The sequence below is a fragment of the Nocardia africana NBRC 100379 genome, from assembly GCF_001612635.1.
Lineage (GTDB): Bacteria > Actinomycetota > Actinomycetes > Mycobacteriales > Mycobacteriaceae > Nocardia > Nocardia africana.
Map to the genome: position 1 here is coordinate 112,804 of NZ_BDAV01000020.1, position 26,170 is coordinate 138,973.

General features: G+C 66.3%; 27 protein-coding genes. 17 read left to right on the forward strand and 10 right to left on the reverse strand.

Annotated features, from left to right (window positions below; translation table 11 throughout):
- Positions 1 to 38 precede the first annotated feature (38 nt).
- Positions 39 to 2,273, reverse strand: a complete 2,235-nt coding sequence (gene katG / locus NA3_RS30670; RefSeq protein WP_062967589.1) for a catalase/peroxidase HPI — start codon at positions 2,271 to 2,273, stop codon at positions 39 to 41.
- Positions 2,274 to 2,499: 226 nt separating this feature from the next.
- Between katG and NA3_RS30675 the strand changes: the two genes are divergently transcribed.
- A complete protein-coding gene (locus NA3_RS30675) occupies positions 2,500 to 4,260 on the forward strand; it encodes a sigma-54-dependent Fis family transcriptional regulator (RefSeq protein ID WP_062967591.1) in 1,761 nt (586 codons plus the stop codon).
- 52 nt (positions 4,261 to 4,312) lie between these two features.
- On the opposite strand, the gene NA3_RS30680 is transcribed toward NA3_RS30675, so the two are convergent.
- Complete coding sequence (locus NA3_RS30680) at positions 4,313 to 4,696, reverse strand: Rv0313 family protein (protein ID WP_062967593.1); 384 nt, start codon at positions 4,694 to 4,696, stop codon at positions 4,313 to 4,315.
- 331 nt (positions 4,697 to 5,027) lie between these two features.
- Between NA3_RS30680 and NA3_RS30685 the strand changes: the two genes are divergently transcribed.
- The 5 genes from NA3_RS30685 (at position 5,028) to NA3_RS30705 (ending at position 8,757) form a co-directional block, all read left to right on the forward strand.
- Positions 5,028 to 6,383 (forward strand): ABC transporter substrate-binding protein, encoded by a 1,356-nt coding sequence (locus tag NA3_RS30685; RefSeq protein ID WP_062967595.1) that lies wholly within the window; start codon positions 5,028 to 5,030, stop codon positions 6,381 to 6,383.
- A 130-nt stretch (positions 6,384 to 6,513) separates the two neighbouring features.
- Entirely contained in the window at positions 6,514 to 7,425 is a 912-nt protein-coding gene (locus NA3_RS30690) for a carbohydrate ABC transporter permease (RefSeq protein ID WP_062967597.1), read from the forward strand.
- Positions 7,426 to 8,277, forward strand: a complete 852-nt coding sequence (locus NA3_RS30695; protein WP_227995156.1) for a carbohydrate ABC transporter permease — start codon at positions 7,426 to 7,428, stop codon at positions 8,275 to 8,277. It begins immediately after the preceding gene.
- A 68-nt stretch (positions 8,278 to 8,345) separates the two neighbouring features.
- Positions 8,346 to 8,525, forward strand: a complete 180-nt coding sequence (locus tag NA3_RS30700) for a hypothetical protein (RefSeq protein WP_062967599.1) — start codon at positions 8,346 to 8,348, stop codon at positions 8,523 to 8,525.
- Between the two features lie 52 nt (positions 8,526 to 8,577).
- Entirely contained in the window at positions 8,578 to 8,757 is a 180-nt protein-coding gene (locus NA3_RS30705) for a hypothetical protein (protein WP_062967601.1), read from the forward strand.
- A 78-nt stretch (positions 8,758 to 8,835) separates the two neighbouring features.
- On the opposite strand, the gene NA3_RS37845 is transcribed toward NA3_RS30705, so the two are convergent.
- On the reverse strand, positions 8,836 to 9,009 hold the full coding sequence (locus tag NA3_RS37845; RefSeq protein WP_167355065.1) for a hypothetical protein: 174 nt from the start codon (positions 9,007 to 9,009) through the stop codon (positions 8,836 to 8,838).
- Positions 9,010 to 9,028: 19 nt separating this feature from the next.
- On the opposite strand from NA3_RS37845, the gene NA3_RS30710 reads away from it, so the two are divergent.
- Positions 9,029 to 9,682, forward strand: coding sequence for a hypothetical protein (locus NA3_RS30710; RefSeq protein WP_174561126.1), 654 nt, complete (start codon positions 9,029 to 9,031; stop codon positions 9,680 to 9,682).
- A 20-nt stretch (positions 9,683 to 9,702) separates the two neighbouring features.
- Here NA3_RS30710 and NA3_RS37225 read toward each other — a convergent pair whose 3' ends face one another.
- The gene (locus tag NA3_RS37225; RefSeq protein WP_157126609.1) at positions 9,703 to 9,864 is read right to left on the reverse strand and encodes a hypothetical protein; all 162 of its coding nucleotides are present in this window, start codon (positions 9,862 to 9,864) and stop codon (positions 9,703 to 9,705) included.
- Positions 9,865 to 9,890: 26 nt separating this feature from the next.
- On the reverse strand, positions 9,891 to 10,145 hold the full coding sequence (locus NA3_RS30715; protein WP_062967603.1) for a nickel-binding protein: 255 nt from the start codon (positions 10,143 to 10,145) through the stop codon (positions 9,891 to 9,893).
- A 389-nt stretch (positions 10,146 to 10,534) separates the two neighbouring features.
- On the opposite strand from NA3_RS30715, the gene NA3_RS30720 reads away from it, so the two are divergent.
- The gene (locus NA3_RS30720) at positions 10,535 to 10,822 is read left to right on the forward strand and encodes a hypothetical protein (protein ID WP_062967605.1); all 288 of its coding nucleotides are present in this window, start codon (positions 10,535 to 10,537) and stop codon (positions 10,820 to 10,822) included.
- A 407-nt stretch (positions 10,823 to 11,229) separates the two neighbouring features.
- Positions 11,230 to 12,138, forward strand: a complete 909-nt coding sequence (locus NA3_RS30725) for a MurR/RpiR family transcriptional regulator (protein ID WP_062967607.1) — start codon at positions 11,230 to 11,232, stop codon at positions 12,136 to 12,138.
- A gap of 2 nt (positions 12,139 to 12,140) precedes the next feature.
- On the opposite strand, the gene NA3_RS30730 is transcribed toward NA3_RS30725, so the two are convergent.
- Genes NA3_RS30730 through NA3_RS30745 form a run of 5 tightly spaced genes read right to left on the reverse strand, consistent with a single transcriptional unit; the run spans position 12,141 to position 16,660 of the window.
- The gene (locus NA3_RS30730; RefSeq protein ID WP_227995155.1) at positions 12,141 to 12,638 is read right to left on the reverse strand and encodes an FAD-binding oxidoreductase; all 498 of its coding nucleotides are present in this window, start codon (positions 12,636 to 12,638) and stop codon (positions 12,141 to 12,143) included.
- Positions 12,639 to 12,659: 21 nt separating this feature from the next.
- On the reverse strand, positions 12,660 to 12,887 hold the full coding sequence (locus tag NA3_RS38885) for a hypothetical protein (RefSeq protein ID WP_227995151.1): 228 nt from the start codon (positions 12,885 to 12,887) through the stop codon (positions 12,660 to 12,662).
- A 17-nt stretch (positions 12,888 to 12,904) separates the two neighbouring features.
- A complete protein-coding gene (locus NA3_RS30735; protein WP_062967609.1) occupies positions 12,905 to 13,705 on the reverse strand; it encodes a crotonase/enoyl-CoA hydratase family protein in 801 nt (266 codons plus the stop codon).
- Positions 13,702 to 15,879 carry an acetate--CoA ligase family protein gene (locus NA3_RS30740; protein WP_084492005.1) on the reverse strand — a complete coding sequence of 726 codons (2,178 nt, stop codon included), beginning with the start codon at positions 15,877 to 15,879 and terminating at the stop codon, positions 13,702 to 13,704. Before NA3_RS30740 ends, NA3_RS30735 begins: the two co-directional genes overlap by 4 nt.
- Positions 15,880 to 15,886: 7 nt before the next feature.
- On the reverse strand, positions 15,887 to 16,660 hold the full coding sequence (locus NA3_RS30745; RefSeq protein ID WP_218021920.1) for an enoyl-CoA hydratase/isomerase family protein: 774 nt from the start codon (positions 16,658 to 16,660) through the stop codon (positions 15,887 to 15,889).
- Between the two features lie 171 nt (positions 16,661 to 16,831).
- On the opposite strand from NA3_RS30745, the gene NA3_RS30750 reads away from it, so the two are divergent.
- The 8 genes from NA3_RS30750 (at position 16,832) to NA3_RS30785 (ending at position 25,963) form a co-directional block, all read left to right on the forward strand.
- Positions 16,832 to 18,244: an amino acid permease gene (locus NA3_RS30750; RefSeq protein ID WP_227995150.1), complete on the forward strand. Its 1,413-nt coding sequence runs from the start codon at positions 16,832 to 16,834 to the stop codon at positions 18,242 to 18,244.
- 24 nt (positions 18,245 to 18,268) lie between these two features.
- The gene (locus NA3_RS30755; RefSeq protein ID WP_062967615.1) at positions 18,269 to 18,754 is read left to right on the forward strand and encodes a hypothetical protein; all 486 of its coding nucleotides are present in this window, start codon (positions 18,269 to 18,271) and stop codon (positions 18,752 to 18,754) included.
- Positions 18,755 to 18,766: 12 nt separating this feature from the next.
- Positions 18,767 to 19,882, forward strand: a complete 1,116-nt coding sequence (locus NA3_RS30760) for a CHAP domain-containing protein (protein ID WP_062967617.1) — start codon at positions 18,767 to 18,769, stop codon at positions 19,880 to 19,882.
- Between the two features lie 92 nt (positions 19,883 to 19,974).
- The gene (locus NA3_RS30765) at positions 19,975 to 20,979 is read left to right on the forward strand and encodes a dihydroxyacetone kinase subunit DhaK (RefSeq protein WP_062967619.1); all 1,005 of its coding nucleotides are present in this window, start codon (positions 19,975 to 19,977) and stop codon (positions 20,977 to 20,979) included.
- On the forward strand, positions 20,976 to 21,641 hold the full coding sequence (dhaL, locus tag NA3_RS30770) for a dihydroxyacetone kinase subunit DhaL (protein ID WP_063917825.1): 666 nt from the start codon (positions 20,976 to 20,978) through the stop codon (positions 21,639 to 21,641). The genes NA3_RS30765 and dhaL overlap by 4 nt, the downstream gene beginning before the upstream one ends.
- Positions 21,642 to 21,920: 279 nt before the next feature.
- Positions 21,921 to 22,331 carry a hypothetical protein gene (locus NA3_RS30775; protein WP_157126610.1) on the forward strand — a complete coding sequence of 137 codons (411 nt, stop codon included), beginning with the start codon at positions 21,921 to 21,923 and terminating at the stop codon, positions 22,329 to 22,331.
- A gap of 480 nt (positions 22,332 to 22,811) precedes the next feature.
- Positions 22,812 to 24,272, forward strand: a complete 1,461-nt coding sequence (locus tag NA3_RS39365) for a serine/threonine-protein kinase (RefSeq protein ID WP_062967623.1) — start codon at positions 22,812 to 22,814, stop codon at positions 24,270 to 24,272.
- Between the two features lie 173 nt (positions 24,273 to 24,445).
- Positions 24,446 to 25,963, forward strand: coding sequence for a DHA2 family efflux MFS transporter permease subunit (locus tag NA3_RS30785; RefSeq protein WP_062967624.1), 1,518 nt, complete (start codon positions 24,446 to 24,448; stop codon positions 25,961 to 25,963).
- Positions 25,964 to 26,170 lie beyond the last annotated feature (207 nt).

Consider the following 26,170-nt stretch of genomic DNA (forward strand, 5'->3'; position numbering starts at 1 on the left):
CGAGACCCGCTCGCGGCACCGGACAGTGAGAATGGGGATCAGGCCAGGTCGAAACGATCCAGGTTCATCACCTTGACCCACGCGGCGACGAAGTCCTCGACGAACTTGCGTTCGTTGTCGTCCTGCGCGTACACCTCCACGAGCGCACGCAGCTGCGAGTTCGAACCGAACACCAGATCGACACGGCTGGCGGTCCACACCGTTTTTCCGGTCGAGCGATCGTTCCCGGTGTAGATGCCCTCCTCCGTCGTGGACGGACTCCAAACAGTGCCCATATCAAGCAGATTCACGAAGAAGTCGTTGCTCAGCGCCCCAGGGGTGTCCGTGAAGACCCCGTGAGGTGTCCCGTTGTGGGTGGCGCCCAATACCCGCAGCCCGCCGACCAGAACCACCAGCTCCGGAATCGTCAGAGTCAAGAGATTGGCTCGGTCCACCAGCTGGAACTCCGCCGGCAGGCGGCCGCCCTTGCCGACATAGTTGCGGAAGCCGTCGGCGGTCGGCTCGAGCGCGGCGAACGACTCCACGTCGGTCTGGTCCTGCGTAGCGTCGGTCCGTCCCGGTACGAAGGGAACCTCGATGTGGAACCCGGCGTTCTCCGCCGCCCGCTCGACACCGGCGCATCCGGCGAGCACAACCATATCCGCGAAGGAAACCGCCACTCTCCCAGTCTGTTCGGCGTTGAACTCCTCCTGGATGCCCTCGAGTACGGCGATCACCCGGGCCAGCTCGTCGGGCTCGTTGACCTCCCAGCCGACCTGAGGTTGCAGGCGGATGCGACCACCGTTGGCCCCGCCGCGCTTGTCACTACCCCGGAACGACGACGCTGCCGCCCACGCCGTCTCGACCAGCTGCGCGACGCTCAACCCGGAGGCGAGCACACGGCGCTTCAGCTCGGCGATACCGGCGGCGTCGATCACGTCGTGGTCCGGGGCGGGGATGGGGTCCTGCCACAGCTGAGGCGTGCTGGGCACCTGCGGTCCCAGGTGGCAGATGAGAGGTCCCATATCGCGGTGGGTCAGCTTGTACCACGCCTTGGCGAACTCGTCGGCCAGTTCCTGCGGGTTCTGCAGCCAACGACGCGTGATCTGTTCATAGCTCGGGTCGAATCGCAGGGCCAGATCGGTGGTGAGCATGACGGGGGTGTGTGTTTTCCCGGGCACGTGTGCGTCGGGGACTGTCCCCGTCCCGGCTCCATCCTTCGGAACCCATTGCTTGGCCCCGGCCGGCGACGTGCTCAGCTCCCACTCGTAGCCGTACAAGGTCTCCAGGAAGGAGTTGTCCCACGTCGTCGGGGTCGGCGTCCAGGCACCCTCCAACCCACTGGTGATGGCATCCTCGCCGGCGCCGGTGCCGAAGGACGAACGCCATCCGAGCCCCTGCTCTTCGAGCGGTGCCGCCTCCGGCTCGGGTCCGACGTCGCCGGCCGGGCCCGCGCCGTGGGTCTTGCCGAAGGTGTGACCACCGACGATCAGCGCCGCGGTCTCGACATCGTTCATGGCCATCCGCCGGAAGGTTTCGCGAATGTCGTCGGCGGCCAGCAGCGGATCCGGATTGCCTTGGGGCCCTTCGGGATTGACGTAGATCAAGCCCATCTGCACGGCGGCGAGCGGGTTTTCCAGCTCGCGGTCACCGGAATAGCGCTCATCGGCGAGCCACGTCTGCTCCGGCCCCCAGTAGACGTCTTCCTCCGGCTCCCACCGGTCCACGCGACCGCCTCCGAACCCGGCGGTCCGCAGGCCCATATCCTCGAGCGCCACATTGCCCGCGTAGACGATGAGGTCGGCCCACGACAGCTTGTTGCCGTACTTCTGCTTCACCGGCCACAACAGCCGACGCGCCTTGTCGAGGTTCGCGTTGTCGGGCCAGCTGTTCAGCGGCGCGAATCGTTGCATTCCGGCGCCGGCGCCGCCGCGGCCGTCGTGGATGCGGTAGGTGCCCGCCGCATGCCAGGCCATCCGGACGAAGAACGGACCGTAGTGGCCGTAGTCGGCGGGCCACCACTCCTGTGATGTGTGCATCACCTCGACGATGTCCGCCTTCACCGCGGACAGATCCAGCAACCGGAACTCCGCACCGTAGTCGTAGTCGGAGTCGAAGGGACTGATCTCGGCCGGGTTCTTCTGCAGAATCTTCAGGTTGACCTGGTTCGGCCACCACGCGCGGTTGCTGCCGCCACCCTGGACCGGGTGCGTGAGGCGACCGGACATGACGGGGCAGCCGGATACTGCGGGTACGGTCTCGGCCTCGCCGATGGACGGATATTCCTCAGGCACAGCTCTTCCTTTCGGACAGGGGTAGGTCGGGTGCCGATCCCGGCGACAACCGGGATCGTTCGAAGCGCCGGTCGCGGCCGAGCCACAGACATCGCCCCGGAATCACCGCGCACCGACGAAGAGATGGTGAGGTGGGCCGAGATACCCCGACGTCTCAAAATGAGATCTGGCTCACACTGACGCCGGGTAGCGTAATTGTGCGCGGACTCGAAGATGAGGTAGATCGATGGTGAGCGACGAAGACACCAGCACTCGGCTGTTGCTGGCACGGGATCAGTTCCTGAACTCCGGATCTGTCGACGACGTACTCGTTTCGGGCACGGTGCGAAATTCCTGGCAACGGTCCCGCGAGCTTCGGGTGCATCCCGATCGCGTGGACTTGCCTTTCGTGCGGGAACCGGATCTGGAATCTCCACTCGTCACCGCGGCCGGCCCGGTAATCCACCGACTTGCCGACGATCTGGCCACCCAGGCCGTCAGCGTCATATTGAGCTCCGCGGACGGTTTGATTCTCGATCGCGTCGCCGCCGACGCGCGAATACGTCGTACCCTCGACTCTGTTCAGCTGGCTTCCGGTTACAGCTACGCCGAGAAGTTCGTGGGTACCAACGGGATCGGCACGGCCCTCGAGACCGGACGGCCGACGTTCATCCGCGGCGGCGAGCACTACCTCGGGGCACTCGGCCAACTCGCCTGTGCCGGCGCGCCGATCCGCGATCCCCTGTCGGGACGCGTGGTCGGGATACTCGACCTCACCTGCTGGGCGCGTCGATCCGATTCGGTGCTGGTCGCCCTCGCGAAGAGCGCGGGCGCGCAGATCGAAGACCGGCTGCGCGCGCAGGCCACCGAGAGCGAAGCCGCCTTGATGGAGGCCTATGTGCGGCAGTGCCGCCGTTACCCGGGAGGCGTGCTGGCGGTCGGTGACGACGTGATGTTGATGAATCGCTACCTGCGCCAATCACTCGACGCATTGGATCAGCATGCTGTTCTCGAACACGCGACCGACCTTCAACGTTCCTTGTCGCACACCGTCGGAGCGGTGCTGCCCAGTGGACACTCCGCCAAACTCACCATCGCCGAACGGATCGGCTCGTGCAACGGCCGGACCGACATCGTGGCTCACGTCGCGCTGACGGGCAGCACGCCGAGCACCTCCGCTCTCGCCGCACGCAGGCCGACGATTCCGGGACTGGCCGGACGAAGCAGTTCATGGCAGCGCAGCTGCCGGCAGGTCGAGCGGTGCTGCGCCGACCGCAGCTGGGTGGTTCTCGACGGAGAACCCGGCTCCGGGCGCGCCAAACTCGCGGAAATGGTCGCTCGTCACGTCCGCCCCGGCCGCGCGGTCCGGGTACTGAGCATCGATGGAGATCACGCAGACGACGACTTTCTGAACATCCTCGAGTACCAAGTCGCCAAGGACGACTTCGATATCGTCCTCACCGACATCGATGAATTGCCCCGCGACGTCATCGAACCGATGTCGAGCATTCTGCAGTCGTGTGCGGGGCGCGGCTGGATCGCCGCGACCATCTGCTCCTCGACCCAGTCGCCCGATGTCGAGTCCCAGCTGCTTCCGCTGTTCATGCACACCGTTCCAGTCCCCGCACTGCGCCACCGCATCGAGGATCTCGACGAGCTGGTGCCTCATCTGCTCCGCGAACTGACCAAAGGAACCGACGTCCAGCTCTCTCCTGCCGCGCACCGCCAGCTGACGAAACTTCCCTGGCCGGGCAACGTCGCGCAGCTACGGCAGGTCCTCGTCGACACCTTGGCGCGGCAACGCTCGGGAGTCATTGCGGCGGACAAACTTCCACCCGAATGTCATTCGCTCAGCCGCCGTACCCTCACCGCCATGGAAGCCCTCGAACGCGACGCCATCATCCGCAGCCTTCTCGATCACAACGGCGACAAACAAGCGGCCGCGGCCGACCTCGGCATCTCCCGCGCCACCATGTACCGCAAGATCCGGCAATTCAGCATCGCCTGACGGTAACCCCACCGGCCGCCGGTGGACCACCGAAACTGCCCGGCCGGGCGCCTCAGGTCCGGTCGAGCACGCTGGTGGGGACGCCGTAGGGCAGGAAACGCACCCTACGGCGTTCGTCGGTGTTGTCGCGATGTGCGCGGAGGGCCTCGAGTTCGGTCGCGAAGACCTGCTCGACCCGGGCCTCACCCGCGTCGTCGACGCTGTAGATGGCCCACACTCCGCTGCCGGTCTCGCCGGTCGTCGTGTCGTCCGGTTCCGGCGACCGCGCGCGTTCCGGCTGCACGAACTGGCCGAACAGCGACGTCAGCGAGTTGGCGGTGGTGCGGTCGAGGTATCCGGCGGCCTTCCCGAGCAGGTCGCGGAACTCGACTTCGGCCTCGCGCAGAGCGCGCTCGAATTCTTCCGGATCGATCCCGAAAGGCCCGTTGTTTGCCATCTCGATCCTCCCGAGGACGACGTCGGCGCTATGTGTCCAGTATGCCGCGCTCGGGCGTCGAGTGGGTTGATCAATGTTTGCTCCGCAGGCGGATGGGAGTACCAGGCGCCGATGCCAGCCCGTGAGGTGGCCGCGCGATTCACCACGACCAGCGCCGATCATGAGGTCCGTCTCCCTCGAGGCCGACACCGGGCGGTTCACGAGCGATTGCCGGGAATCTGCCGCGTATCTATGGGCTGCTCCCGCCCGCTCACGAGCCGGAGCATTCGTTCGGCCGGTCTCGTGTGGATTTCCAGACGAATCCGCCACTGCGGTATTACGTTCTTCTGCAATGAAGTTCGCTTGTTGCAGCCGAACGGGGGCGCGGGTGGCATCGACTCGGAGGTTCGACCGGCGCACGCTCCTGCGAGGTGCTGCGGCGGCCGGGGCGGCAGCGGCCGCGTCCTCGATGACCGGCTGCGGCGACAACGACGACGCGCTCACCTTCTTCTTCCAGGCCAAACCCGACGAGGCGAAGGTCCGGCTGGCGATCATCGACGAGTTCCGCAAGCTACATCCCGAGATCAAGGTGCGAACCCAGATGTCGGGACCCGATCCGCAGACCCAGATCCTCACCTACTGCGCGGGCGGTAAATGCCCGGACGTGCTGATGTCGTGGGACCTGTCCTATTCCTTCCTCGCCGAACGCGGCATATTCGAAAACCTCGACACGATCCTGGACAAGGACCCGGCGTATGCCGCCGAGCTGAAGAAGGACAGTTCGACCGCCCTGTACAACACGTTCCGCTACAAGAACGCGCAGTACGCACTACCCGAGCAATGGGCCGGAATCTTCCTGTACTACAACAAGAAGCTCTTCGCCGACGCCAAACTCTCCCCTCCACCCGCACGGTGGGAGGACGCCTGGAGTTTCGACGAATTCCTCGACGCCGCACAGGCGCTGACCAAACGCGACAGCTCCGGCGACGTCACCCAGTGGGGATTCGTGGATCCCTGGACCGTCTACTATTCCGCCAGCTGCTTCGGCATGAACAACGGCGTGGAATGGTTCACCCCGTCCATCGACCCGACCCGCACCAATATCGATAAGGACGCCTTCATCGAGGGCGTCCAGTTCTATACCGACCTGTCCACTCGGCATCGGGTGATGCCGAAAATCGAATTCCAGCAATCGCTTTCGTCGTCGGACATGTTCGCCCAGGGCAAAGCCGCGATGGCACTGTCGGGACACTGGATGTACAGCGCCTACACCGGACAGCCGGACCTGGACTTCGACGTCACGGTGCTGCCGGTCGGCCCGCGCGGTACCGCCGCTCGCTCCGACATCGGCACTACCGGCCTGTCGATCGCGGCCGACAGCCCGCGCAAGGAGCAGGCCTGGGAATTCGTCAAATTCGCCACCGGACCGGTCGGTCAGGCGGTCATCGCGAAATCGGGACTGTTCGTCCCCGCCTTGAAATCGGCGCTCGCCTCCGACGGATTCGCGCAGGCCCACACGAGAGTGCACAACCTCGAGGTGTTCCACGGCGGCGATCACGCCAGCAACCTGCCGGTCACGCCCGCATGGCCACGCGTCGACGCGGTGATCCAGCAGGGATACGACCACGTGTTCCGCGGGGCCGCGCCCGCGGAGTGGTTCAAGCAGGGCCTCGCCGGCCAGATCAACGACCTCCTGGAGGCACAGTGAGCGACAATCGCGCAGCGGCTCGCTGTGCCGACCGGGTGCGGGTGTCCCGCATATCACGGGGCACAGTGAGCGACAATCGCGCAGCGGCTCGCTGTGCCGACCGGGTGCCCGGCATCGCACTGGGGGCCGTATGACGACACCACGACGCTCAGCGCTGAGCCGCCGCAAGGCCGCCGCGGGCCGAATGTTCATCGCCCCCAACCTGTTCGCGGTCGCGGTGTTCATGGCGTTCCCCTTGGTGTTCACGCTGTACCTGAGCCTGCACCGCTGGGATCTGTTCAGTTCGCCGACGTTCGTCGGCATCGGTAACTTCCGCCGCCTCGTCGCGCACGACCCACTGTTCTGGGTGGCCTTGCGCAACACGGTGATCTTCACCGTCGGCACGCTGATCCCGACCATCGTCATCGGTCTCGCCGTCGCTGCGGCTCTGAACCGAAAGCTCAAGGGCATAGGCATCTTTCGCAGCATCATGTTCATGCCGCTGGTCGCCTCGACCGTGGCGATGGCGGTGGTCTGGCGGCTCACCTTCAGCACCGACTACGGGGTGCTCAACACGGCCCTCGGCTGGATCGGGATCGGTCCGGTCCCGTGGCTGACCGATCCCGGGTGGGCGATGGTCTCGCTGTGCCTGGTCAGTGTGTGGAAGAGCGTCCCCTTCGTCACCGTCGTCCTGCTCGCGGCCATGCAGGGCATCCCGGACGACGTGTACGAGGCCGCCAGGATCGACGGCGCCGGGGCTGTGCGCCGGTTCGGCTCGATCACCGTCCCACTGATCCGGCCCGCGCTGGCGTTCGCGTTCGTCATCACGGTCATCAATTCGTTCCAGGTGTTCGATCAGGCCTACGTTCTGACCGGCGGCAAGGGCGGCCCCGAAACCGGCACGTACGTGCTCGGAATCATGCTGTACCAGAACGCTTTCTCCTTCGACGACATCGGCTACGCCTGCGCACTCGCCTGGGTGATCTTCGCGATCCTGCTGGTGCTGACATTGCTCCAATTGCGATTCACCCGTGGCGGCGATGCCTACGAAAGCGAGGCCTAGGTGGCGACAGCGACCGCGAATCGAGCCGTTCTCCGCCGCACCGGGCGCGGGGTGCTGCTGTATCTGGTGCTGGTCGCGATGGCCTGGTGCGCACTGTTCCCGCTGCTGTGGGCCCTGTCGAGTTCGTTGAAGAAGCAGGGCAACATCTCCGACACCAGCATCGTCCCGGCCCGCCCGGCGTGGTCGAACTACCGCGACATCTTCGACCTGATGCCGTTCGGACGGATCTTCTTCAACACCGTTCTCTATGCTGGCTGCGTCACCGCGGGCCAGGTGTTCTTCTGCTCACTGGCCGGATACGCCTTCGCCCGCTTGCCGTTCAAGGGCCGCGACGTCCTGTTCGTCGCCTACCTCGCCACCCTGATGGTCCCGGCGACCGTCACGGTCGTCCCCCAGTTCATCCTCATGCGGACCTTCGGCTGGGTGGACAGCCCCCTGGCCATGATCGTGCCGGGCCTGTTCGGCAGCGCCTTCGGCACCTATCTGATGCGCCAGTTCTTCATCACCCTGCCGGTCGAATTGGAAGAGGCGGCCATTCTCGACGGCTGCTCGGTGTGGCAAACGTACTGGCGCGTGCTGCTACCGCACGCCCGACCGGCGGTCATGGTCCTCGCGGTACTCACCTGGGTGACGGTGTGGAACGACTTCCTGTGGCCGCTGGTGATGATCCAGCGCAACGAGATCTCCACGCTCACACTGGGTTTGGTGCGTCTGCAGGGCCAGTACGAAACCAACTGGCCGATCTTGATGGCGACCTCCATCCTGATGGTGGCGCCGATGCTGCTGATCTACGCGTTCGCCCAGAAGTCGTTCGTGCGGGGAATCGCGATGTCCGGGATGGGTGGACGGTGAGGCGTTCGACCCCGACCGAACCGAAGACGAGCTGGATACGCAGGTGATGCGCGATCGCTGGCTCGGGTTTGCTCCGCGACGCCGTCGACGCGGGCCGCGGCGCGGATCGGCCGGTCACTGCCACCGGGCCCGAGGGCGAAACCCGCGACAGCTGGAACGCAGCGGTCGAGCGGGCACGCCTCGACGCCCTCTCCGGTGATGTCGACAGCGCCGTGAGTGGCGGCGGTGAAGACCTGGTCACCCGGTGACCACTGTGGCAGCCTGGAACGTATCCATCCTCCCGGATGCGAAGGACACATCATGTTCACGAATATCATCCAGCCACTTCAGCAACTCGCCGAACAGAATCGCGATGTCATCGGCTTCGTGGTCATCAATACGGGCAACGCCATACTCGGCGTCGTTCGGTGGGGGCTCGACGCCGCCACTCCTCTGCTACAACAGTTCTTCTCCGAATACCCACCCGGCGGAAACTACTGACGAGCGCTCCGGCTTTCCCTTGGACAGGACGGCCTGCTCGCTTCGAAACTATTGTGGGCGAATGCTTTCCGCGCCGGATCAGTGCTCGCCGTCGCCGTCGACCTCGGATTGCTCACCGAGGCGGGCGTGTAACCGGTCCCGGACCTGATCCGGCGTATAGGCGCGGCGTTTGCGCTCCGATCGCACGATGACCACTCCGGTCGCCGCGACACCCGCGGCCCCTGCCAAGCCGAGTACTTTCCACCACCGCATACGGCCTAGGCTAGTCGTCGTGCCACGCGAAGCGCCCTCGAGTATCGGTTTGGATGAAGCGGTCGAACTCACGCGGACGGGCGATTTGTGGCTGTTCCGTGGACATTCCGGCGCCGACCGCGCGATCCGGGGGCTGACCAACAGCCCGGTCAACCACGTCGGGATGGCGGTCGTCGTCGACGACCTGCCGGCTCTGATCTGGCATGCCGAACTCGGCCGGGCGCTGCCCGATGTCTGGTCGGGCAACCATCACCGTGGTGCCCAGCTGCACGACCTGCAGGCCGCGGTTCTGCGTTGGACCAACGAATACGGGCAGCAAGCGTGGCTGCGCCAGCTGGATCGGCCGGTGACGCGCGAGATGGAGGACGCGGCACTGCGGACGGTCGCGCGACTGGACGGCATGCCCTTTCCCTCGACCAGCGCGCTGGCCGGACGGTGGTTCCGGGGCCGGATACCGCTGCCGAAGCGTTCGACATCCCGCGAGACCCAGGCGGGTCTGGAGAACGCATACTGCGCCGAAATCGTCGCCATGACCTACCAGGCGATGGGATTGCTACCCGAGAAGCGTCCGAATTGGTATGACCCGGGCAGATTTTGGAGTGGCGACAATCTTCATCTGTCCACCGGCTACCACCTCGGCGGGGAAATCGCGGTGAACGTTTTCGGACGCTGACGCACGGATCGCGGTCCGCGTCACAGATCGACCGGATCCGCGCGACCCCGGTGATGCGGATGGGGGACGAGCATCGGGAGGAAGAGCAGGTAGGCGACCACTCCGTACGCTGCCATCGGTATGGCGGCCGTAGCGGGCCGATCGCGTCGGATGCCCGGGGAGCCGGGCGGGGTCGTGGCCATCGGCGCCTCGTTTCGAGCGGCGATGATCAGGTGCCCTCGACGACCGGGTAGATCTTGTCGGGCACGAGGCCGTGCGCCTCGCGGTGCACGGTGATTGCGGTATCAGCGTCCGGGGCATCGACCAGGCAGAACGCCGTGTGGCTCGATTCGTCGACCCAGTAGCGCTGGTACGTCACGCCGTAATCTCCCTGGATCGCCAGGTCGGCGGCATGGGCGGCGGCCACATCCTGGGCCGTCGTGCCCTCGGGCAGATGTTCGTGCACGTCGATGAAGAGGACCATCACGATTCCTTGTTCGAATGGGCGATGTTCGAATGGGCGATCTGCGAGCGGGCGATGCCGCTGTGGCCGGCGCCACGACCGGCCGGCGCCCGGCGAAGCCGACAATCTACCGCCGGACCTGTGAGGTAGATTACGCCGCACGGGGCCTCTTCTACCAGGCCGATGCACGCCATCCGCGGCACCGACGGAGAACCTGGAAGTTCGATCATTCGGTTATCGAGAGAAATGCAAGATCAAATAGCGCCATTCGGCAAAATATCTCGTTCGCCAGTCGTTAACCGTGACCATTCACACAGTAACGAAACTGGATTCACCGATTTCACTTTCCATATATTGGGTGACACGCCGTGATGGCGTCGTTATCGAACTGTGAAAGGAATGCCCCGCACATGGTCTCTCGCAAGATCGTCGCTGCCGCCACCCTCTCCGCCGGCGCCCTGTTCCTCGGCCCGGTCGCCATGGCCTCGGCCGCGCCCTCCGCCGACTCGGGCACCACCGCCCCCGCCCAGTTGAGCTCGGGATCGTCCGATACCGGCTCATCCTCCGGTTCCGCCGGATTGTCGTCGGGCTCGGCGACGCTCGACTCCGGTAGCTCCGCCCTCGACGAGGGCACCTCCACCATCGACAACATCATCACGGCGATCACCGGTATCAGGGACCTGTCCCAGCCCAAGTAGGCATCCTGATCCCGCGCCGACAGACGACTACTCCACTCTTGCCGGCCCGCGGACCGGCCTCCGCCGGCACCGCACCCCGTGCGGAATAGCGGTCCATTGCCGCGAATTCGCCATATTCGCCCCCTTCGGGTCTCAGCGTCGAGTTTCCGTAGCGGACGAATTCCGAGTACTCCATTGATGTGCCGGTGAGACAGCTCGGCGCCGCGGCGGCTTGGTCGCTTCGCCGCTTCGTTTCGCACCAATCGCGGAAATCGTCGGAAGGCCGGACATTTCTCGCCAGCGCTGGTACCGGTCGACCGCCACGAGACCAACGGCCGTGCCAGGGTTCACCGGCCTCCGTTGCCGATTAGAGTTCAGGTGTCCGGATCCGCCCCGACCCTCCGGGCAGTTCGGAGAGTGGAGCGACCATGGCCGCCACGAATGAGCAGTCGACGCCGGGCCCTGCGAGCTTCGACGAGCTTTTGACCGAACTGCGCCGGCGTCTCGATTCGATGTCACCTTCGCATCGCAAGCTCGCCGAGCGCGTGATGTCGGACCCCGAGACCGTCGCGTTCATGACCGTCTCGGAGCTCGCCTCCGCGGCCGGGGTGAACCAGGCCACCGTCGTCCGGTTCGCCAATGGCCTGGGATTGCAGGGCTACCCGGGGCTGATCCGCCTGTGTCGTGAACATCTGCAGGAGCAGGCGCAACTACTGCGCCGCTTCGACAACCTGGAGCAACTCGGAACCGCCGCAAACGGAGTGCTCGAACGAGCCGCAGCGCTGGATCAGGCCAACATCGCTCGCACTTTCGCCCGTATCGAGGAGTCGGCCTGGCACCGCGTTGTCGAGCACCTCGCGCGCGATGCCCACGTTCACGTGCTGGGGCTCCGCAAATCTCATGCCCCGGCCTACCTGCTCGGATATCTACTCGGCATGCTGCGCGAGGATGTGCACACGATCAACGGCGGCGCCGGCTCGCTCACCGACGAACTGCGCCGTGTGCACGCGGGCGACTGCTTCGTCGCGATCTCCATTCACCGCTACAGCACCGACACTGTGCGCGCTGCGCAGTGGGCACGCGAGCGCGGTGCGCATGTGGTGGCGCTGACCGATAACGCCGGGTCCCCGCTCGCGGCTTCCGCGCACGATTGTTTTCTCGTCGACGCGTCCAGTGCCTCGGTTCTCCGGTCGATGACCGCGTTCACCTCCTTGGCACAGGCGTTGGCCGCCGGTGTCGCCCAAACCCTCGGACACAGCGTCCGATCGACCCTGCTGGAGGAGGAGAAACTGCTCGGCAGTTTCGGTATCTACAGCCGTGGGACGACTGGTCCCTGACGTCATTTCGCGGGAAGAATGTGCGGGTTGAGCAGTCGCGCCGGATCCAGGGCAGCCCGGATGGATCGCATGATGTCGAGGTCGACGTCGCTGCGACCGAGCCCGATCCATCGAGCCTTGGCCCGCCCGATTCCGTGCTCGGCGCTGATGCTGCCGTCGTGGGGGGCGACTCGCCGCAGCACCGTGTCGGTCACCGCATCGCGGTCGTCGTCGGCGATATCGAGGAGATTCACGTGGATGTTGCCGTCGCCCAGATGACCGAAACACATCGCCCGCACGGCAGGAGCCGATTCGGCGAGCGCCTCGCCGAGGGCCACCAGGAACGGCTCGATCTCACGCAACGGCGTGGACAGATCGAGTTTCACCGGCGGAGTGGATGATTCGGCGCTCACCGATTCGGTATGGCCTTCCCGGTACCGCCGGAGGCGAGGCGCCGGCCCCGGCTCCACGGCTGCGTCGAGCACCATCGGCCCGGCGGCTTCCAGCACGTCGAACAGCACTGTCTGGGTGTCCGGTGGGCCCTACACCTCCTCCAGCAGGTAGAACGCCGGGTCGGCAGCGAGCGGTGCTCGAAGAGCGCAATGTTTGCAAACCAGGTGGATACCCGCCCGCGTCATCAGTTCGGCAGCCTCCAAAGTCAGTCCCGCACGCCGCAATTCGGCTATCAGACTCAGTGCGACGCCGACGTTGCCGACGCCGATGAGGGCGACGTGCGTTTCCCGCGGAGGCACGACCAGCCGCATCAGCACGCGGGTGACATCGCCGGCTATGCGCCGGTGAACCGCGGCTCTCGGCGGGCCAGCATCGCCGCGACGGCTTCGGCGTGGTCGGCGGTGTGGTGGACCGCGGCCTGCATCGCTGCCGAAAGCTCCAAAACGCTGTCCAGGCTGTGGTTTTCGGCCGAACGCAGCAGGCGTTTGGTCATCCGCAGCGCATGCGGCGGTTGCCGCGCGATCCGCGTCGCGAGATCGTGCGCCGACTCGAGCAGCCGCGCGGGCTCGACGACCGCGGAGATCAGGCCCCACTCGAGCGCGGTGGCGGCGTCGACCGGCTCGCCCGTGAAGGCCATCTCCGCGGCACGAGCGGTGCCGATCGCCCGGGACAGCAGCCACGCCCCGCCGTCGCCGGGAACGATGCCGACTCGCACGAAGCTCTCGGCGAAGGTGGCGGCCGTGGAGGCGAGCCGAATGTCGCACATCATCGCGAGATCGCAGCCGGCACCCACCGCAGGCCCGTTCACGGCCGCGATCGTCGGAACTTCGCAGTAATACAGGGCTTTGGGTATGCGCTGAATGCCGTGCCGGTAATTGCGATACAGCTCGGCCGGACTGCCGCCGAACATGCCCGCCCGGTCGCGCATGTGTTCGATGTTGCCTCCCGAGGAGAAGGCCGGGCCGGTCGCGCTGAGGATGGCAACGCGAACGGTGAGGTCACGGTCGGCCTCGGCGACGGCGTCTTCCACTGCCGCGATGGTTTCGGGGTCGGAGATCGGGTTGCGTGCGCCCGGGTTGTCCAGAGTCCACACCACGACGTGACCGCTGCGGTCGATCCGCACGGGACCACTCACTGTTCGGGCTCCTCGGTGTCGTTGCCGGACAGAATGATTCGAACATCCACGGGAACGATCGCAGTGCTGGAGGCGATCACCGGATTGAGGTCGAGTTCGGCGATCTCCGGATGCGCCGCGGCGATCGCGCCGACGCGAACCAGCAAGCGCGCCAGCTCGTTTCGGTCTACTGATCCCAGGTGGCGGTGGCCGTCGAGCAGACGCGACGCCCTGGTCTCCTCGATCATCTCGAGGGCTTCGAATTCGGTGAGCGGCGCGGCGCGGAAGGTGACGTCGTCCCATGCTTCCACCAGTACGCCGCCGCTGCCGAAGGCGACGACGGGGCCGAACACCGGGTCGCGCATCGCCCCGACGAGTACCTCGACCCCCGGCTCGGCCATCGGGGTGACGATGATCCCGTCGATCCGCGCACCGGGCACACCGGAGGTCACCGAGCTGATCATGGCCGCGGCAGTCGCCTCCACAGTCTCGGCCGTCACGTTCAACCGCACACCACCGACATCGGATTTGTGCACGACGCCGGGCGACACGATGCGCAACGCGCACGGCCGCCGGTATGCGCGGACGGCGGTGACGGCATCGGCGACCGTCGGCGCCACCGTCCAATCTCCGACATCGATGCCCTGCCGGCTCAGGAAGGTTCGGGCGGCGGGTTCGTCGAGCACCGGCCGATCGGAGACCAGCCGCGGTGCGGGGGCTGGTAAGTCGAACGAGGAACGCTGTGCCGCGGTGGCCACTATTCTGCCGCGTCGGTGCAGGGCCGCGACAATCCGCGCGGCGTGGTCGATGGAACCCGTCACCGTGACGCCTCGGACACGCAACATGTCGTGATTCGCAATCGTTTCACCGGCGTAACAACTGTGCACGACCAGCGGAATCCCCTGGGCGGCAGTGCGTTCCAGCAAACGCGCCGAGGCGGGCGCCTCCTGTTCGGCCAGCGCGGCGTCGAAGCGCAGGTGGTAGCCCCCGTACATCCCGACGATCAACACCAGCCCGACCGCGGGGTCATCGGTCAGGATCTCGACCGCCTCGGCGAAGAGAGCGGGATCGGTGTCGGTGGCGCCGGCGACATCGACGGGATTCAACACCGCCGCCGCGGGACCGAGCAGCCGTCGCAGGGCGTCGCGGGTGTCGTCGGCGAGCGAAGCGAGTTCGACACCGGCGGCGGCCAGCGCGTCGGCCGCCAGCGCGGCGTGGCCACCGCCGTCGGACAGAACGACGACACCGCGGCCGGCGGGCATGGGGTCGGTGGAGGCCAACGCATTGGCGAGCACAGCGAATTCGTCGGATCGGTCGACCGATTCCACGCCCGCCTGGCGCAGCACGGCGGCGGCGACAGCGTCGGATCCGGCCACGGACGCGGTGTGGGACAGCGCGGTGGCCCGCCCAGCCGCCGACCGTCCCCCACGCAGGACCACCACCGGGGTCTCCCGGATCGCCCGCGCGGCGGACCGGAGGAACGCACGCCCGTCGGTGAATCCTTCGATATGGATGGCGATCACCCCGGTTTCGGGATGGCGCGCCAGTTCGGCGAGGCATTCGTCGTAGCTGACATCGACCTGGTTGCCGAGTCCGACATACGCGTGGATTCCGGTGCCCCGCACCACCCGTAGGTCGTTGATCAGCGACAGCAGCATGTTGCCGCTCTGCGTGATCGCGCTGATCGCTCCGGCCGGAACAGTCTGTATACCAACAAGATTCGCACCGGTGGCGAGATTGAGCAGCCCCGACGTGTTGGGCCCGACGACGCGGATGCCGGTGTCGGCGATCGCCCGAGCCAACGCGTCCTGGACCTGCGCGCCCGCTGCGCCGGTCTCCTCGAATCCGTTGGCCAGCACCACCGCCGCGGGGATCCCCACCGCCGCGCAGTGCCGTAGCGCGTCCGGAACGGCCGCCGCGGGCAGGGCGATGAGGGCCACGTCCACGCCGTAGGGCAGCTGCGCGATCGACGTAGCGACCTCGAGACCGAGAATGCGGCCGCCCCGGGGATTCACCGGATACACCGGATAGTCGAAGCCGGCCTCGTGAAGGGCTCGCACAGCCTGGTAGCCGCGTTTGCCGGGATCGGCCGAGGCGCCGACGACCGCGATCGAATGCGGGTCGAACAGCCGGGTGACAGCCGAGCGCGCGGCAGCGGGCTCCAAGACGGGCGATGCGGAATATGCCTGTGCCACAGCGTTTCTACTTTCCCTCGAAGCGGGGGGCGCGCCGCTCGGTGAAGGCCGCGACCCCCTCGGCCCAGTCCTGCGTGTCCATCAGAGCGAGAATCTGTCGCGGTTCCGATTCGAGCGCCGCCTCGAGAGAGTCGGTGCGGCGCAACGCCTCTTTCATCCGGCCCACAGACAGCGGGGCCTTGGTGGCCACCGTGGTGGCCAGCGCCCGAGCCGCCGCGACGACGCTGTCGCCGTCTACCGCCAGGTAGGCCAGACCCCACGCGTGCGCGTCCGCGCCGCTGAATCGCTCACCGAGCAACAGCAGCTCGGTGGCGCGGCGCAGACCCACGAGGCGCGGCAGCCGGTGGGTGACTCCGCCGCCCACGAAGGTGCCGAGACCGACCTCCGGGAAGCCCATCCGAGCATCCGAGGCGACGACGAGAAAGTCTGCGCTGACTGCGATTTCGGCGCCGGCACCGAGCGCGTATCCGTTGACGGCGGCGACCACCGGAGTATTCATGATCTGTATCTGCTCACACACTCTCTGGGCCAGCAGCAGGTAGCGCTCACGTTCGGAGCGGTCGCGCGCGCCGGAGCTGTGGGCTTTCATGTCGGCGCCGACACAGAAGGCGCGTCCCGCGCCCGTGATGACGACGGCGCGGATCTCGGGTGCCGAATCGGCAAGCGCCAGTTGCTCGATCAGCGATTCGTACATCGTCTCGCTGACCGCGTTGAGGCGATCCGGGCGGTTCAAGGTCAGCGTCATCAGATGCTCGGAAGGAGTCGTCAGCACTGTCGTCACGGTCGGTGTGTCCCTTCGTCTGCTCGGGCACGGCTGCGCCGGCTGCAACCAATATTTGCACAGAACTTATTTTGTGCAACTTCTCTTGCATCCCGTGGGAATGGTGTGTTTCATAGGAGGCCAAGGGATTACCCGGGTCACAGCCCAGCGGTTCAGGAAGAAGGCGCCACCGTGCCCACCTCGTTGTCCACGTCGGACACTCTGCAACGCGCCATCAGCACCCGCCAGATGACGATGATCGGTATCGGCGGCGTCATCGGCGCCGGACTGTTCGTCGGCAGTGGCACGACGATCGCGTCGGTCGGCCCGGGGATCGTGCTGGTGTATCTGGCCACCGGACTATTGGTCGTGCTGGTCATGCGAATGCTCGCCGAGCTCGCCACCGCCCACCCGGTCACCGGTTCGTTCTCCGCCTACGCCTCCCGTGAGCTGGGGTCGTGGGCGGGCCTCGCTGTGGGATGGCTCTACGCCTATCACTGGTGTGTCACAGTGGCTTTCGAAGCGATCGCCGGCGCCGCGATCGCGCACCAGCTGACGCCCGCGGTGCCCACCTGGCTCGCCGCTCTGGGTTTCATGACCGCACTCACCACGGTGAACTTGGCCGCCGTCACCTCGTTCGCACGGTTCGAGTTCTGGTTCGCGATGATCAAGGTGACCGCGATCGTCTTGTTCATCGGCATCGGCGGTGCCGCGATCCTGGGGCTGCTGCCCTATCACCATCCGCCGGGCACCACGAACCTGCTCGGACACGGTGGGCTGTTTCCTCGCGGCGGCCGCGTCGTCCTGGTGGCCGTGCTGACCGTCTTCTTCTCCTACTTCGGCACCGAACTGGTGACCATCGCGGCAGGTGAGGCGGCCGATCCCGGCCGCGCGGTCCGGCGCAGCATGCGCAGCGTCGCATGGCGCATCGTGATCTTCTACGTGGGCTCGATACTCGTCGTTGTCACGCTGCTGCCCTGGGATGCCGCCGTGGTCACCGAAAGTCCTTATACCGCAGTGCTGTCCACGCTCGGCCTGCCCGGCGCCCGGACGGTCATGAATCTCGTCGTGCTCACTTCGGTGCTGTCATGCCTGAATTCCGGCATCTACTCGTCCTCGCGGATGTTGTTCTCGCTGGCCCAGCGCGGGGAGGCGCCTGCGCTACTCGGCCGCCCAGGAGCGTCCGCCGTGCCCGTGGCAGCGGTGCTCGCGGCCGCCAGTGCGGGGTTCGTCGCGGTCGGCGCCAACTACTTCCTGCCGACCGGCGCGGTGTTCACGTTCCTGCTGAACTCGTCGGGTTCGGTCGCTGTCGTGGTCTATCTCTGCATCTGTGCCACGCAGATCGTCTCGCGTCGCAACGAGCGGCCCGACGTCGATCACGGGCGTGGAGTCCGGATGTGGTGGCATCCCTACCTGTCGTACCTGGTGGGCACGGCGCTGGTCACCATCGTGGCGGCCATGGCTTTCACCACCGCGACGCGAAACTCCCTGGCACTGACCATGACCGTGACCGCGGCGGCGATCTGCGCGGGGCTGGTCCATCAGCGATACCGCCGAACTGTGAACACCGCCGGCGGCGGAGTAACCCAGCCGTCGCAACCGTAGCTCCTCGCACGAAAGGCAGACCGCATGTCTCGACACACCGACAAGGACCTGGCAGTCCGCTTGATGTCGGTCATCGTCGACCGGATGGAGCACGGCGACATCGACTGGAACTGCAGCAGCGTCGATGAAATCGTCTCCAGCGGTGGCGATCCGATCGGTCCGCTCGCCGCGATGATCGCCGAACGCGCACAGGATTGCGGCCGGCCGCCGGAACAGTTCATGCCCCGGATCTACGCGATCGTCGATCGCATGCTGGGCAGTCGGCTCACCTTCGGCCCGGACGACAACCCGACCTACTACATCGGGACGATGCTCGACGGGTACATCGCGGCCGAAGCGCCGCTGCTCCACTGCGCGGACCCGGCGATATCGGAGGACGAACTCGAACTGTCGATCACCGAGCCCGCGCGATGCGGCACGGTTATCCTGTCCGGCAGACAAGTCGACGCGCTGATCGCCGGGTTGCTCAGATGGCGCGCCGCTCATCCCGACCCCGCCCGTCATTCGTGAGCAGGTATTCCGTTGAGCCCGAGCACATTTCACCTCAGCGACATCACCCTGGTCCCGCCGGTCGGCGCGCACAAGGGCCTCATCGCCGTTCTCCATGCGGTAGAGAAGGCGCTCCGCCAATCGATCGGGTTGCTGGCCTCGGGCAGGCCGTCGGAACAGCCCGACCTGCTGCACAAAATGGAAAGGCTGGGGCTGCTCCACGACGGACTAGACGACACACACGATTTCGCTGTCATGGTCGACGCCCACGCCTCGACGCTGGAGAAGCTACGCGCCGCCAAGTTGGCGATCAGCCGCCACGACGAGGATGTCAGCATGGCCTCCTACTCGACCTTCGACACGTCGAACGGAACCTTCACGGCCTGCATGACAAAGGTGCACCGGCTCCAAAGCACGCTCGAATCCGCGTCGAAGAGAAACACGAGCCACCAACCGTTGCCACCGAGTGAAGAACAGGACCTGATCGGCGCCGCCCTCCACGCCGTCAGCTATGTGCACAACAAGGTCGACTCTGCCGCGAGGCAGATTCAGCACCAGAAGCGAATTATCGAGAGTTCGGTGCCCACCTACCGTCCCGCCGCGACATATCCGACCGGCGGCAGTGCGGGCGGAGGTGCGACGCCGTGGTCGACGCTCGGCACGCCGGCAGGGCCGGGAAGCATTGTCCCCCTTGCGTTGGCGCCCGGCGCACCCGGCGCCATACAGGCTGCCCTGAGCCAGCTCAACGTCCACGAAATCGGAGACAACCACCTCCCGGGCAAGCCCTACAACATCGACGGGCCGTGGTGCGCGGCTTTTGCCACCTGGGCCTGGAAGCAGGCGCACATCCCGCTGAATTGGACCGCCACCAACAGCCAGGGGCTGGCCGTCAGCGTGCCCACGATCTGGGCGGACGCACAGCGCCACGGACTCGCCGACAACGCCTCCCGCGCCCGGGTGGGCGATCTCATCGTCCTGAACGGCGTCGGTCACATCGGACTGGTCGAGAAGGTCGACGCCAACGGCACCATCCACACCATCGAGGGCAATTCGGGTGACGCGGTGCGCGAGCACACCTACCAGCCGGGCAGCAGCTATGTGAACGGGGTCATCCATCCCCCGGCGCAGAACAACACGGTCGAGGCCTAGCACCGAGGCCGCGCGATCGTCGGCCGACGTCGGGGAGAACCGCGACCCCGTGATACTGGACATCACGCAGTCGATCGACGAGGAGGAGATCTGTGCCCGCACTGTTCTTACTCGAACCAGGCCAGGGCCCCGAGGTTTCACTGCAGGGTCTGGTGCGCCGAAACCCGTGGCTGCGGCTGACTACCGACCCGCTGTTCGTGCACCACGATCGCGGTGCGCCGACACGGCGGGTCGCCCTCGTCTCCGGCGGCGGTTCCGGCCACGAGCCGATGCACGTCGGATTCGTCGGAATGGGCATGCTCGACGCGGCCGTACCGGGCAAGATCTTCGCCTCGCCGCACAATCGCCAGGTCTACGAGGCGAGCAAGGCCGTCGCTCGTGACGGCGGGGTGCTGCATATCGTCAAGAACTACACCGGAGACAAGATCAATTTCGGTATCGCGGCAGAGCGGCTCGCCGCCGATGGTATCGAGGTCGACCGGGTACTCGTCGACGACGACGTCGCCACCGAATCCGACGAGACGGCGACAGGACGACGCGGGACGGCCGCGACGATCGTCGTCGAGAAGATCCTCGGTGCCGCCGCGGACCGCGGTGACAGCCTCACCTCGCTGGCCGCGCTCGGCCGCGAGGTGGCCGAGCACAGCCGCAGTATCGCGGTGGCCACCGAGGCGCTCACCTCACCGAACAGCGGGACGCGCGCCTTCGAACTCGCAGCGGATCAGCTCGAATACGGGGTGGGAATTCACGGCGAACGCGCCTCGACCTCGATCACCAGGCCGCCGCTCGCGGAACTTGTCGACCGGATGCTCACCGACATCCTCACATCGTTGCCCGGTGATCATCGAAAGCCGTTGCTCCTGTTGATCAATGGGCTCGGCGCGACAACGGAACTCGAGCTCTGCACAGTTCTCGAACTCGCGGCACGCACCCTCACCGCCCGAGGTCACGAAGTCTCGTCCATCCAGGTCGGCACCTTTGTCGCCGCACTGGACATGCGCGGCTTCTCGATCACCCTCACCCGACTCGCCGACGGCTGGCTCGATCTCTGGCATGCCCCGACCGGCGCACCCGCGTGGAAGGACGTCGCACGATGACCAGTGAGGCGATGAAGACACTCGACAGCCTCGTTGCCCGGCTGCAGGAGGTGTTCGTCGCGGCCGAGCCCGCACTGACAACGCTGGACGAGATCACCGGCGACGGAGATTTCGGTGTCAATCTGCGCGAGGGTTTCGCCGAGGTCGCCGATCGCCTCGCCGCACCGGACTCCCCCGCCCCCTGGGATACGGTGCGAGCGGTCTTCCTCGACGAGGTCGGAGGCACCAGCGGCCCGCTGTTCGGACTGCTGTTCCAATCACTCGGTACCCGTGCGGCCCAGTCGGATTCCTACCTCGACGCCCTCAGGGTCGGCATCGGCGATGGGCTGGCCGCCATCCAGCGCGTCGGCGAGGCGGAAGTCGGCGACCGCACCATGGTCGACGCGCTCGCTCCCGCCGCCGAGGCGCTGAGTGGCGACGATGTCGCCGCGATGGTGAACGGCGCCGTGGACGGGGCGCTGTCCACCGCGACCCTACGGGCACGGCGCGGTCGCGCGAGTTACCTCGGCGAGCGCGCCGTCGGGCACCCCGACCCGGGTGCGGTGGGCGTGGCGCTGCTGCTGTGTGTGCTCGCCGAGCCGGTATGCGGGACGGGGGTATCGAACAGGGAGCGGGAGCGTCTGCTCGAGTCGGTATCCCGGGCGGCACCGGACAACAATTGAGGCGCAGGAGTTTTCGGAATTCCGAGACGATCGGTCGGCGAACAAGCATCTCGGCTCCGACAGCACCACCCTGGTGACTGCTCATGCGGTTGCGAGTTCGCCGATGCCGGTACCTCAGGCGGCTGTCGGCCACGTCGAGGCTGGGCCGTGACAATCCCGGAGAAGTGCAGCCGAGTGGCGCCGATGAGCACCGTCGAAACTTCCTTCCATTGGGAAGTACTTTCGGGTATACATACGATTTCGGGAATTGTTCTGCGGTACAGCGAAAGTGAGAACGTGGTGTCCCTCCCCAAGAGAAGAACCCGTCGGCTGTCGATCATGGGCGCGGCGATATCCGGCCTCGCGGCCGTGACCGTATCGACAACCGTCGGAGCGGGATCCGCTCAGGCGCTGCGCCCTCGTGAAGCGTTCTGCTCCGCGGCTCCGGTCGACAGCCGCGTCGATATCAAATGCACGAATACCGACGTGGGCCCGGCAACCGCCGGAATATTCGTCATGTGCAGCGACCTCCGCCCGCTGGTCCAAGAGGTACGAATTCGCCCCGAATCCACAATCGAGGTGAGCCAGGACTGCGGCCCCGGCGCCCACCCGATCTCGTGGAACGTCAACGCCAAGAGCGATCACGAGCGCGACCGCGAACGCGACGCCGAGATCGACCACGAACGCCTGTCCGGCCACAATCACATCTGAGGTCGCTGGCCCCACGCTCTCGGCCAATCGATAGGGCGGTGCGACGCTCGGTAGCCGTGGTTCCGGCCAGATCACGGCGGGAGGATGGTCGTCTCCGCCATGATCCAGCCACCGTCAAATCCCCTGCGGCGTCGGCGAATTCTCGTAGCCGTTCAGAACAGCCGCATTCGGGTCCGGCGCCTGTCCCTCCGTCGCTGACAGGTAGGTCGCCAGAGGTATTCCGCATCGGAACGCTCTCGCTGGGCCGTCTTCCTTCTCGGTCGAGAAGATCCCCGCGACCGCGTGCGTCGGATCCGAGGTGCTTGCTCGGAAACGGTTACGCAGCACCCGTATCCGCGAGCTACGTCCGGCCCAGTGGACGGTACGGGGATCGCGCAGCTCCAGTATCGTGTTCGCGTTCGCAAGGGCGGGAGGCGTTCCAGGTGGGGCACCCACAGGCGTGGGCCCGAACACCGGGGGCAAACATGATGGGATTACTCGATGTTGAACGAGGGTGATGTCTTCGCGGGCTACACCATTCGGGGTGTGCTGGGCCGCGGCGGCATGGGTTCGGTGTATCTGGCCCAGCACCCGCGACTACCGCGGCTGGTTGCACTCAAACTGTTGAATCGGGAACTGTTCGCCGACGACGAGATGCGCGCCCGCTTCGAACGCGAAGCCGATGTTGTTGCGTGCCTGGACCATCCGAGCATCGTCACGGTGTTCGACCGTGGTGTCGAGACCGCGCAGCCGTGGATTTCCATGCCCTACATCGACGGTGTCGATGCCGCGTCGGTACCCCCGGCCGGCTACCCGCCGCAGCGTGCGGTGCGGATCGTCGGGCACATCGCGGCCGCGCTCGACTATGCCCACGCAAACGGTGTACTGCACCGCGACGTCAAACCAGCGAACATCCTGCTGGCCGACCCCACCGGCGGAGAGCGGGTATTCCTGACCGATTTCGGCATTGCCCGGCTGCGCGACGACGCCAGCCACCTGACGCGGACAGGTTCGGTCAACGCAACGATCGCCTATGCCGCGCCTGAGCAGCTGTCCGGTATCGCCCTCGACGGGCGCGCGGATCAGTATTCGCTGGCGTGCACGCTGTTCTGGTTGCTGACCGGCCGGACGCCGTTCCAATCGACGAATACCGCTGCGGTCATCGCAGGTCACTTGCAGCAGCAGCCGCCACCGATCCGGGCGATCCGCCCGGACTTGCCGTCGGCTCTCGAGTTGGTACTCGCGCGGGGATTGGCCAAACGGCCCGAGGAACGTTTCGCGTCCTGTTCGGAGTTCGCGATGGCCGCGTGGCAAGCACTGACTGTTCCGAATCCAGTCGCGAGTCGACCTGCCGCCCCGGTCGTCGGAGCCGGCAACCGAACGGTGCGTGCCACTTCACGCAAGCGGGTCGTGGGTATCTGCACGGCACTGGTGGTCGCGCTCGGGATCGGAATCGGAGTTGTCGTCGCAGTATTCGCGGACTCGGGTTCGTCCGAATCGGCGGTGAGCACGCCGCCCGCCGCGCCGAAGCCGGCCGCTGCCGACGTCGCGTGGGATCCGTGTTCCATTTCCGATCCCGACGCGAGAGCAGCCGGGCTGAATCCGGCGAAGAAGACGCCCGACGTCAGTGCAGACAAAAGCGTCGGAAAGGCGACGTGCACCTGGCTGAGTGACAGCTGGTACATGCTGCAGATCGACTCCATCGCCGCCCAGACGTTTGCCAAATCCTTCGATCTGGAAAACCTGTCGAACCCGAAGGACGTGACCGTGGGCGGACGCCCCGCCGTACTCTTCTATCGCCCGGAAAGCCCGGACTACTGCACGATCGGATTCGACATACCGAACAACCCTATCTATTTCGCCGCGGCGGCCAAGCTCTCCGCCGATCAAAAAGGGGATATCTGTGCCGAGGCCACGAAGATGGCGAGCGTGCTCTCGAAGGACATTCCGGCACGGAAGTAGCCGAAGGCGGGATTTATCCGCTGCCCGGTACACAATCAGCCGCCAATCGTGCTCGCGCCCCGCGCCGACGGGCACCCGTGGAATGACAGCGCCGCGATAATCGGCCTCACGGCGGGTAGTCGCAGGGTGTTGTCGCCCGGTCGAGTCCTGGCACCTTCAACGAGGGAGCTGATATGGCATCCACCACCGCGCAGCAGTCGGGCAAGCTCGACCGCAGTGTCATCGTCACGGGACTCGTCATCGTGTCCGGCATGATCATGGTGGTTCTCGACACCACCATCGTGAACGTCGCCCTGGATTCGTTGAGCACCGAACTCGGCGCGACCCTGTCCACAACGCAGTGGGTGGTCACCGGTTACCTGCTCGCGGTGGCGCTGGTCATCCCGGTCACCGGATGGGCGATGGACCGGTTCGGACCCAAACCGGTCTGGCTCACCGCGGTGAGTCTGTTCGTGGCGGGCTCGGCTCTGTGCGCGGCCGCCTGGTCCATCGAAAGCCTGATCGCCTTCCGCGTCCTGCAGGGACTCGGCGGCGGCATGCTGTTGCCCGCCGGTCAGGCGATCATCACACGAGCCGCGGGCCCGCAACGCCTCGGCCGGGCCATGGCCATCCTCGGTGTCCCGATGCTGCTGGGACCGGTATTCGGCCCGGTGATCGGGGGCCTGCTGGTCCAGTACGCGAGCTGGCACTGGATCTTCCTCGTCAACGTCCCGGTCGGCGCCTTCGCCCTCGCGCTCGCGGTCTGGAAGCTCCCGCGCGGTGACACCGTGCCCGAACACGGGCGTCTCGACCTGCGGGGACTGATCCTGCTGTCCGGTAGCCTCGTGTGCCTGCTCTATGGGCTTTCCGAAGCCAGCTCACACGGCGGTTTCACCGACTGGGGTGTGCTCGGCTGGCTCATCGGCGGCGTCGCGGGCCTGGCGCTGTACACCTGGCACAGCCTGCGCAAGGGAGCCGACTCGATCGTCGACGTCCGCCTGCTCACCAACCGGCTGTTCGCCGGCGGAACCATCGCGGTCTTCCTCGTCGCCATCGGACTGTTCGGCGGCATGCTGCTGCTCCCGCTGTATTACCAGACCGTGCGCGGACAGGGCCCGCTCGGCGCCGGCCTGCTGCTCGCACCCCAGGGGCTGGGCGCGATCGTGGCGGTCGTGATCGGTGGCCGGCTCACCGACCGTATCGGCGCCGGCTACGTGGTTCCCGTCGGCGTCGTGCTCGGCCTCATCGGCACCCTCCCGTTCACGCACGTGGGCACCGACACCTCCTACGTCTGGCTCTGTGTGGCCCTGTTCGTGCGCGGCATGGGCCTCGGTGCGGTGATGATGCCGACCATCTCGGCTGCCTACACGGAACTCGGCAAGGACGCCGTGACACGCGCGGCACCCACACTCTCCGCCATTCAGCAGGTCGGCGCGTCGCTCGGCAGCGCCTTGCTCGTGACGGCGCTGACGCAGCACCTCTCGAGACTGCTGACCGAGCACGGAATGCCCTCCGGCAGCGGCGGTTCCGGGCAGATCAGCTCCGTCCCGCCCCAACTGATGCCGGTCGTCGGACCGTTGCTCGCCGACTCCTTCGGCTTCGCGTTCTGGGTGGCGTTCGGGCTCACCGCGGTGATCATCGTTCCGGCCATGTTCCTGCCCCGCCACGCTGCGCGGGAGCGGGAGGAGACTCCTGTAGCGCCGGGCATCTGATCGAGTCTGGTCGCGAAACTCGTCGCTGCCGCGGATCTTTCGTCTGCTCAGGCAAGTCACCAGCGCCGCAGCGTCATTCGCGGTCCGATCGCCTGAACCGAAGAACTCAATCGAACGTGACGGCGAGAAGCTGAGCTACGTCCTGGCCCAGGTGTACCGTATCGACAACGGAAAGCTCGTCGAGTATGGGGAGTATCCGGAACCGGC

What these genes read in the sequence shown, in the direction of transcription:
- NA3_RS30690 (WP_062967597.1), top strand. Translation starts at nt 6,514, where the DNA reads ATGACGACACCACGACGCTCAGCGCTGAGCCGCCGCAAGGCCGCCGCG.
- NA3_RS30685 (WP_062967595.1), top strand. Translation starts at nt 5,028, where the DNA reads ATGAAGTTCGCTTGTTGCAGCCGAACGGGGGCGCGGGTGGCATCGACT.
- NA3_RS30715 (WP_062967603.1), bottom strand. Translation starts at nt 10,145, where the DNA reads ATGGTCCTCTTCATCGACGTGCACGAACATCTGCCCGAGGGCACGACG.
- NA3_RS39365 (WP_062967623.1), top strand. Translation starts at nt 22,812, where the DNA reads ATGTTGAACGAGGGTGATGTCTTCGCGGGCTACACCATTCGGGGTGTG.
- NA3_RS37225 (WP_157126609.1), bottom strand. Translation starts at nt 9,864, where the DNA reads ATGGCCACGACCCCGCCCGGCTCCCCGGGCATCCGACGCGATCGGCCC.
- NA3_RS30680 (WP_062967593.1), bottom strand. Translation starts at nt 4,696, where the DNA reads ATGGCAAACAACGGGCCTTTCGGGATCGATCCGGAAGAATTCGAGCGC.
- dhaL (WP_063917825.1), top strand. Translation starts at nt 20,976, where the DNA reads ATGACCAGTGAGGCGATGAAGACACTCGACAGCCTCGTTGCCCGGCTG.
- NA3_RS30675 (WP_062967591.1), top strand. Translation starts at nt 2,500, where the DNA reads ATGGTGAGCGACGAAGACACCAGCACTCGGCTGTTGCTGGCACGGGAT.
- NA3_RS30720 (WP_062967605.1), top strand. Translation starts at nt 10,535, where the DNA reads ATGGTCTCTCGCAAGATCGTCGCTGCCGCCACCCTCTCCGCCGGCGCC.
- NA3_RS30725 (WP_062967607.1), top strand. Translation starts at nt 11,230, where the DNA reads ATGGCCGCCACGAATGAGCAGTCGACGCCGGGCCCTGCGAGCTTCGAC.
- NA3_RS37845 (WP_167355065.1), bottom strand. Translation starts at nt 9,009, where the DNA reads ATGCGGTGGTGGAAAGTACTCGGCTTGGCAGGGGCCGCGGGTGTCGCG.
- NA3_RS30755 (WP_062967615.1), top strand. Translation starts at nt 18,269, where the DNA reads ATGTCTCGACACACCGACAAGGACCTGGCAGTCCGCTTGATGTCGGTC.
- NA3_RS30785 (WP_062967624.1), top strand. Translation starts at nt 24,446, where the DNA reads ATGGCATCCACCACCGCGCAGCAGTCGGGCAAGCTCGACCGCAGTGTC.
- NA3_RS30705 (WP_062967601.1), top strand. Translation starts at nt 8,578, where the DNA reads ATGTTCACGAATATCATCCAGCCACTTCAGCAACTCGCCGAACAGAAT.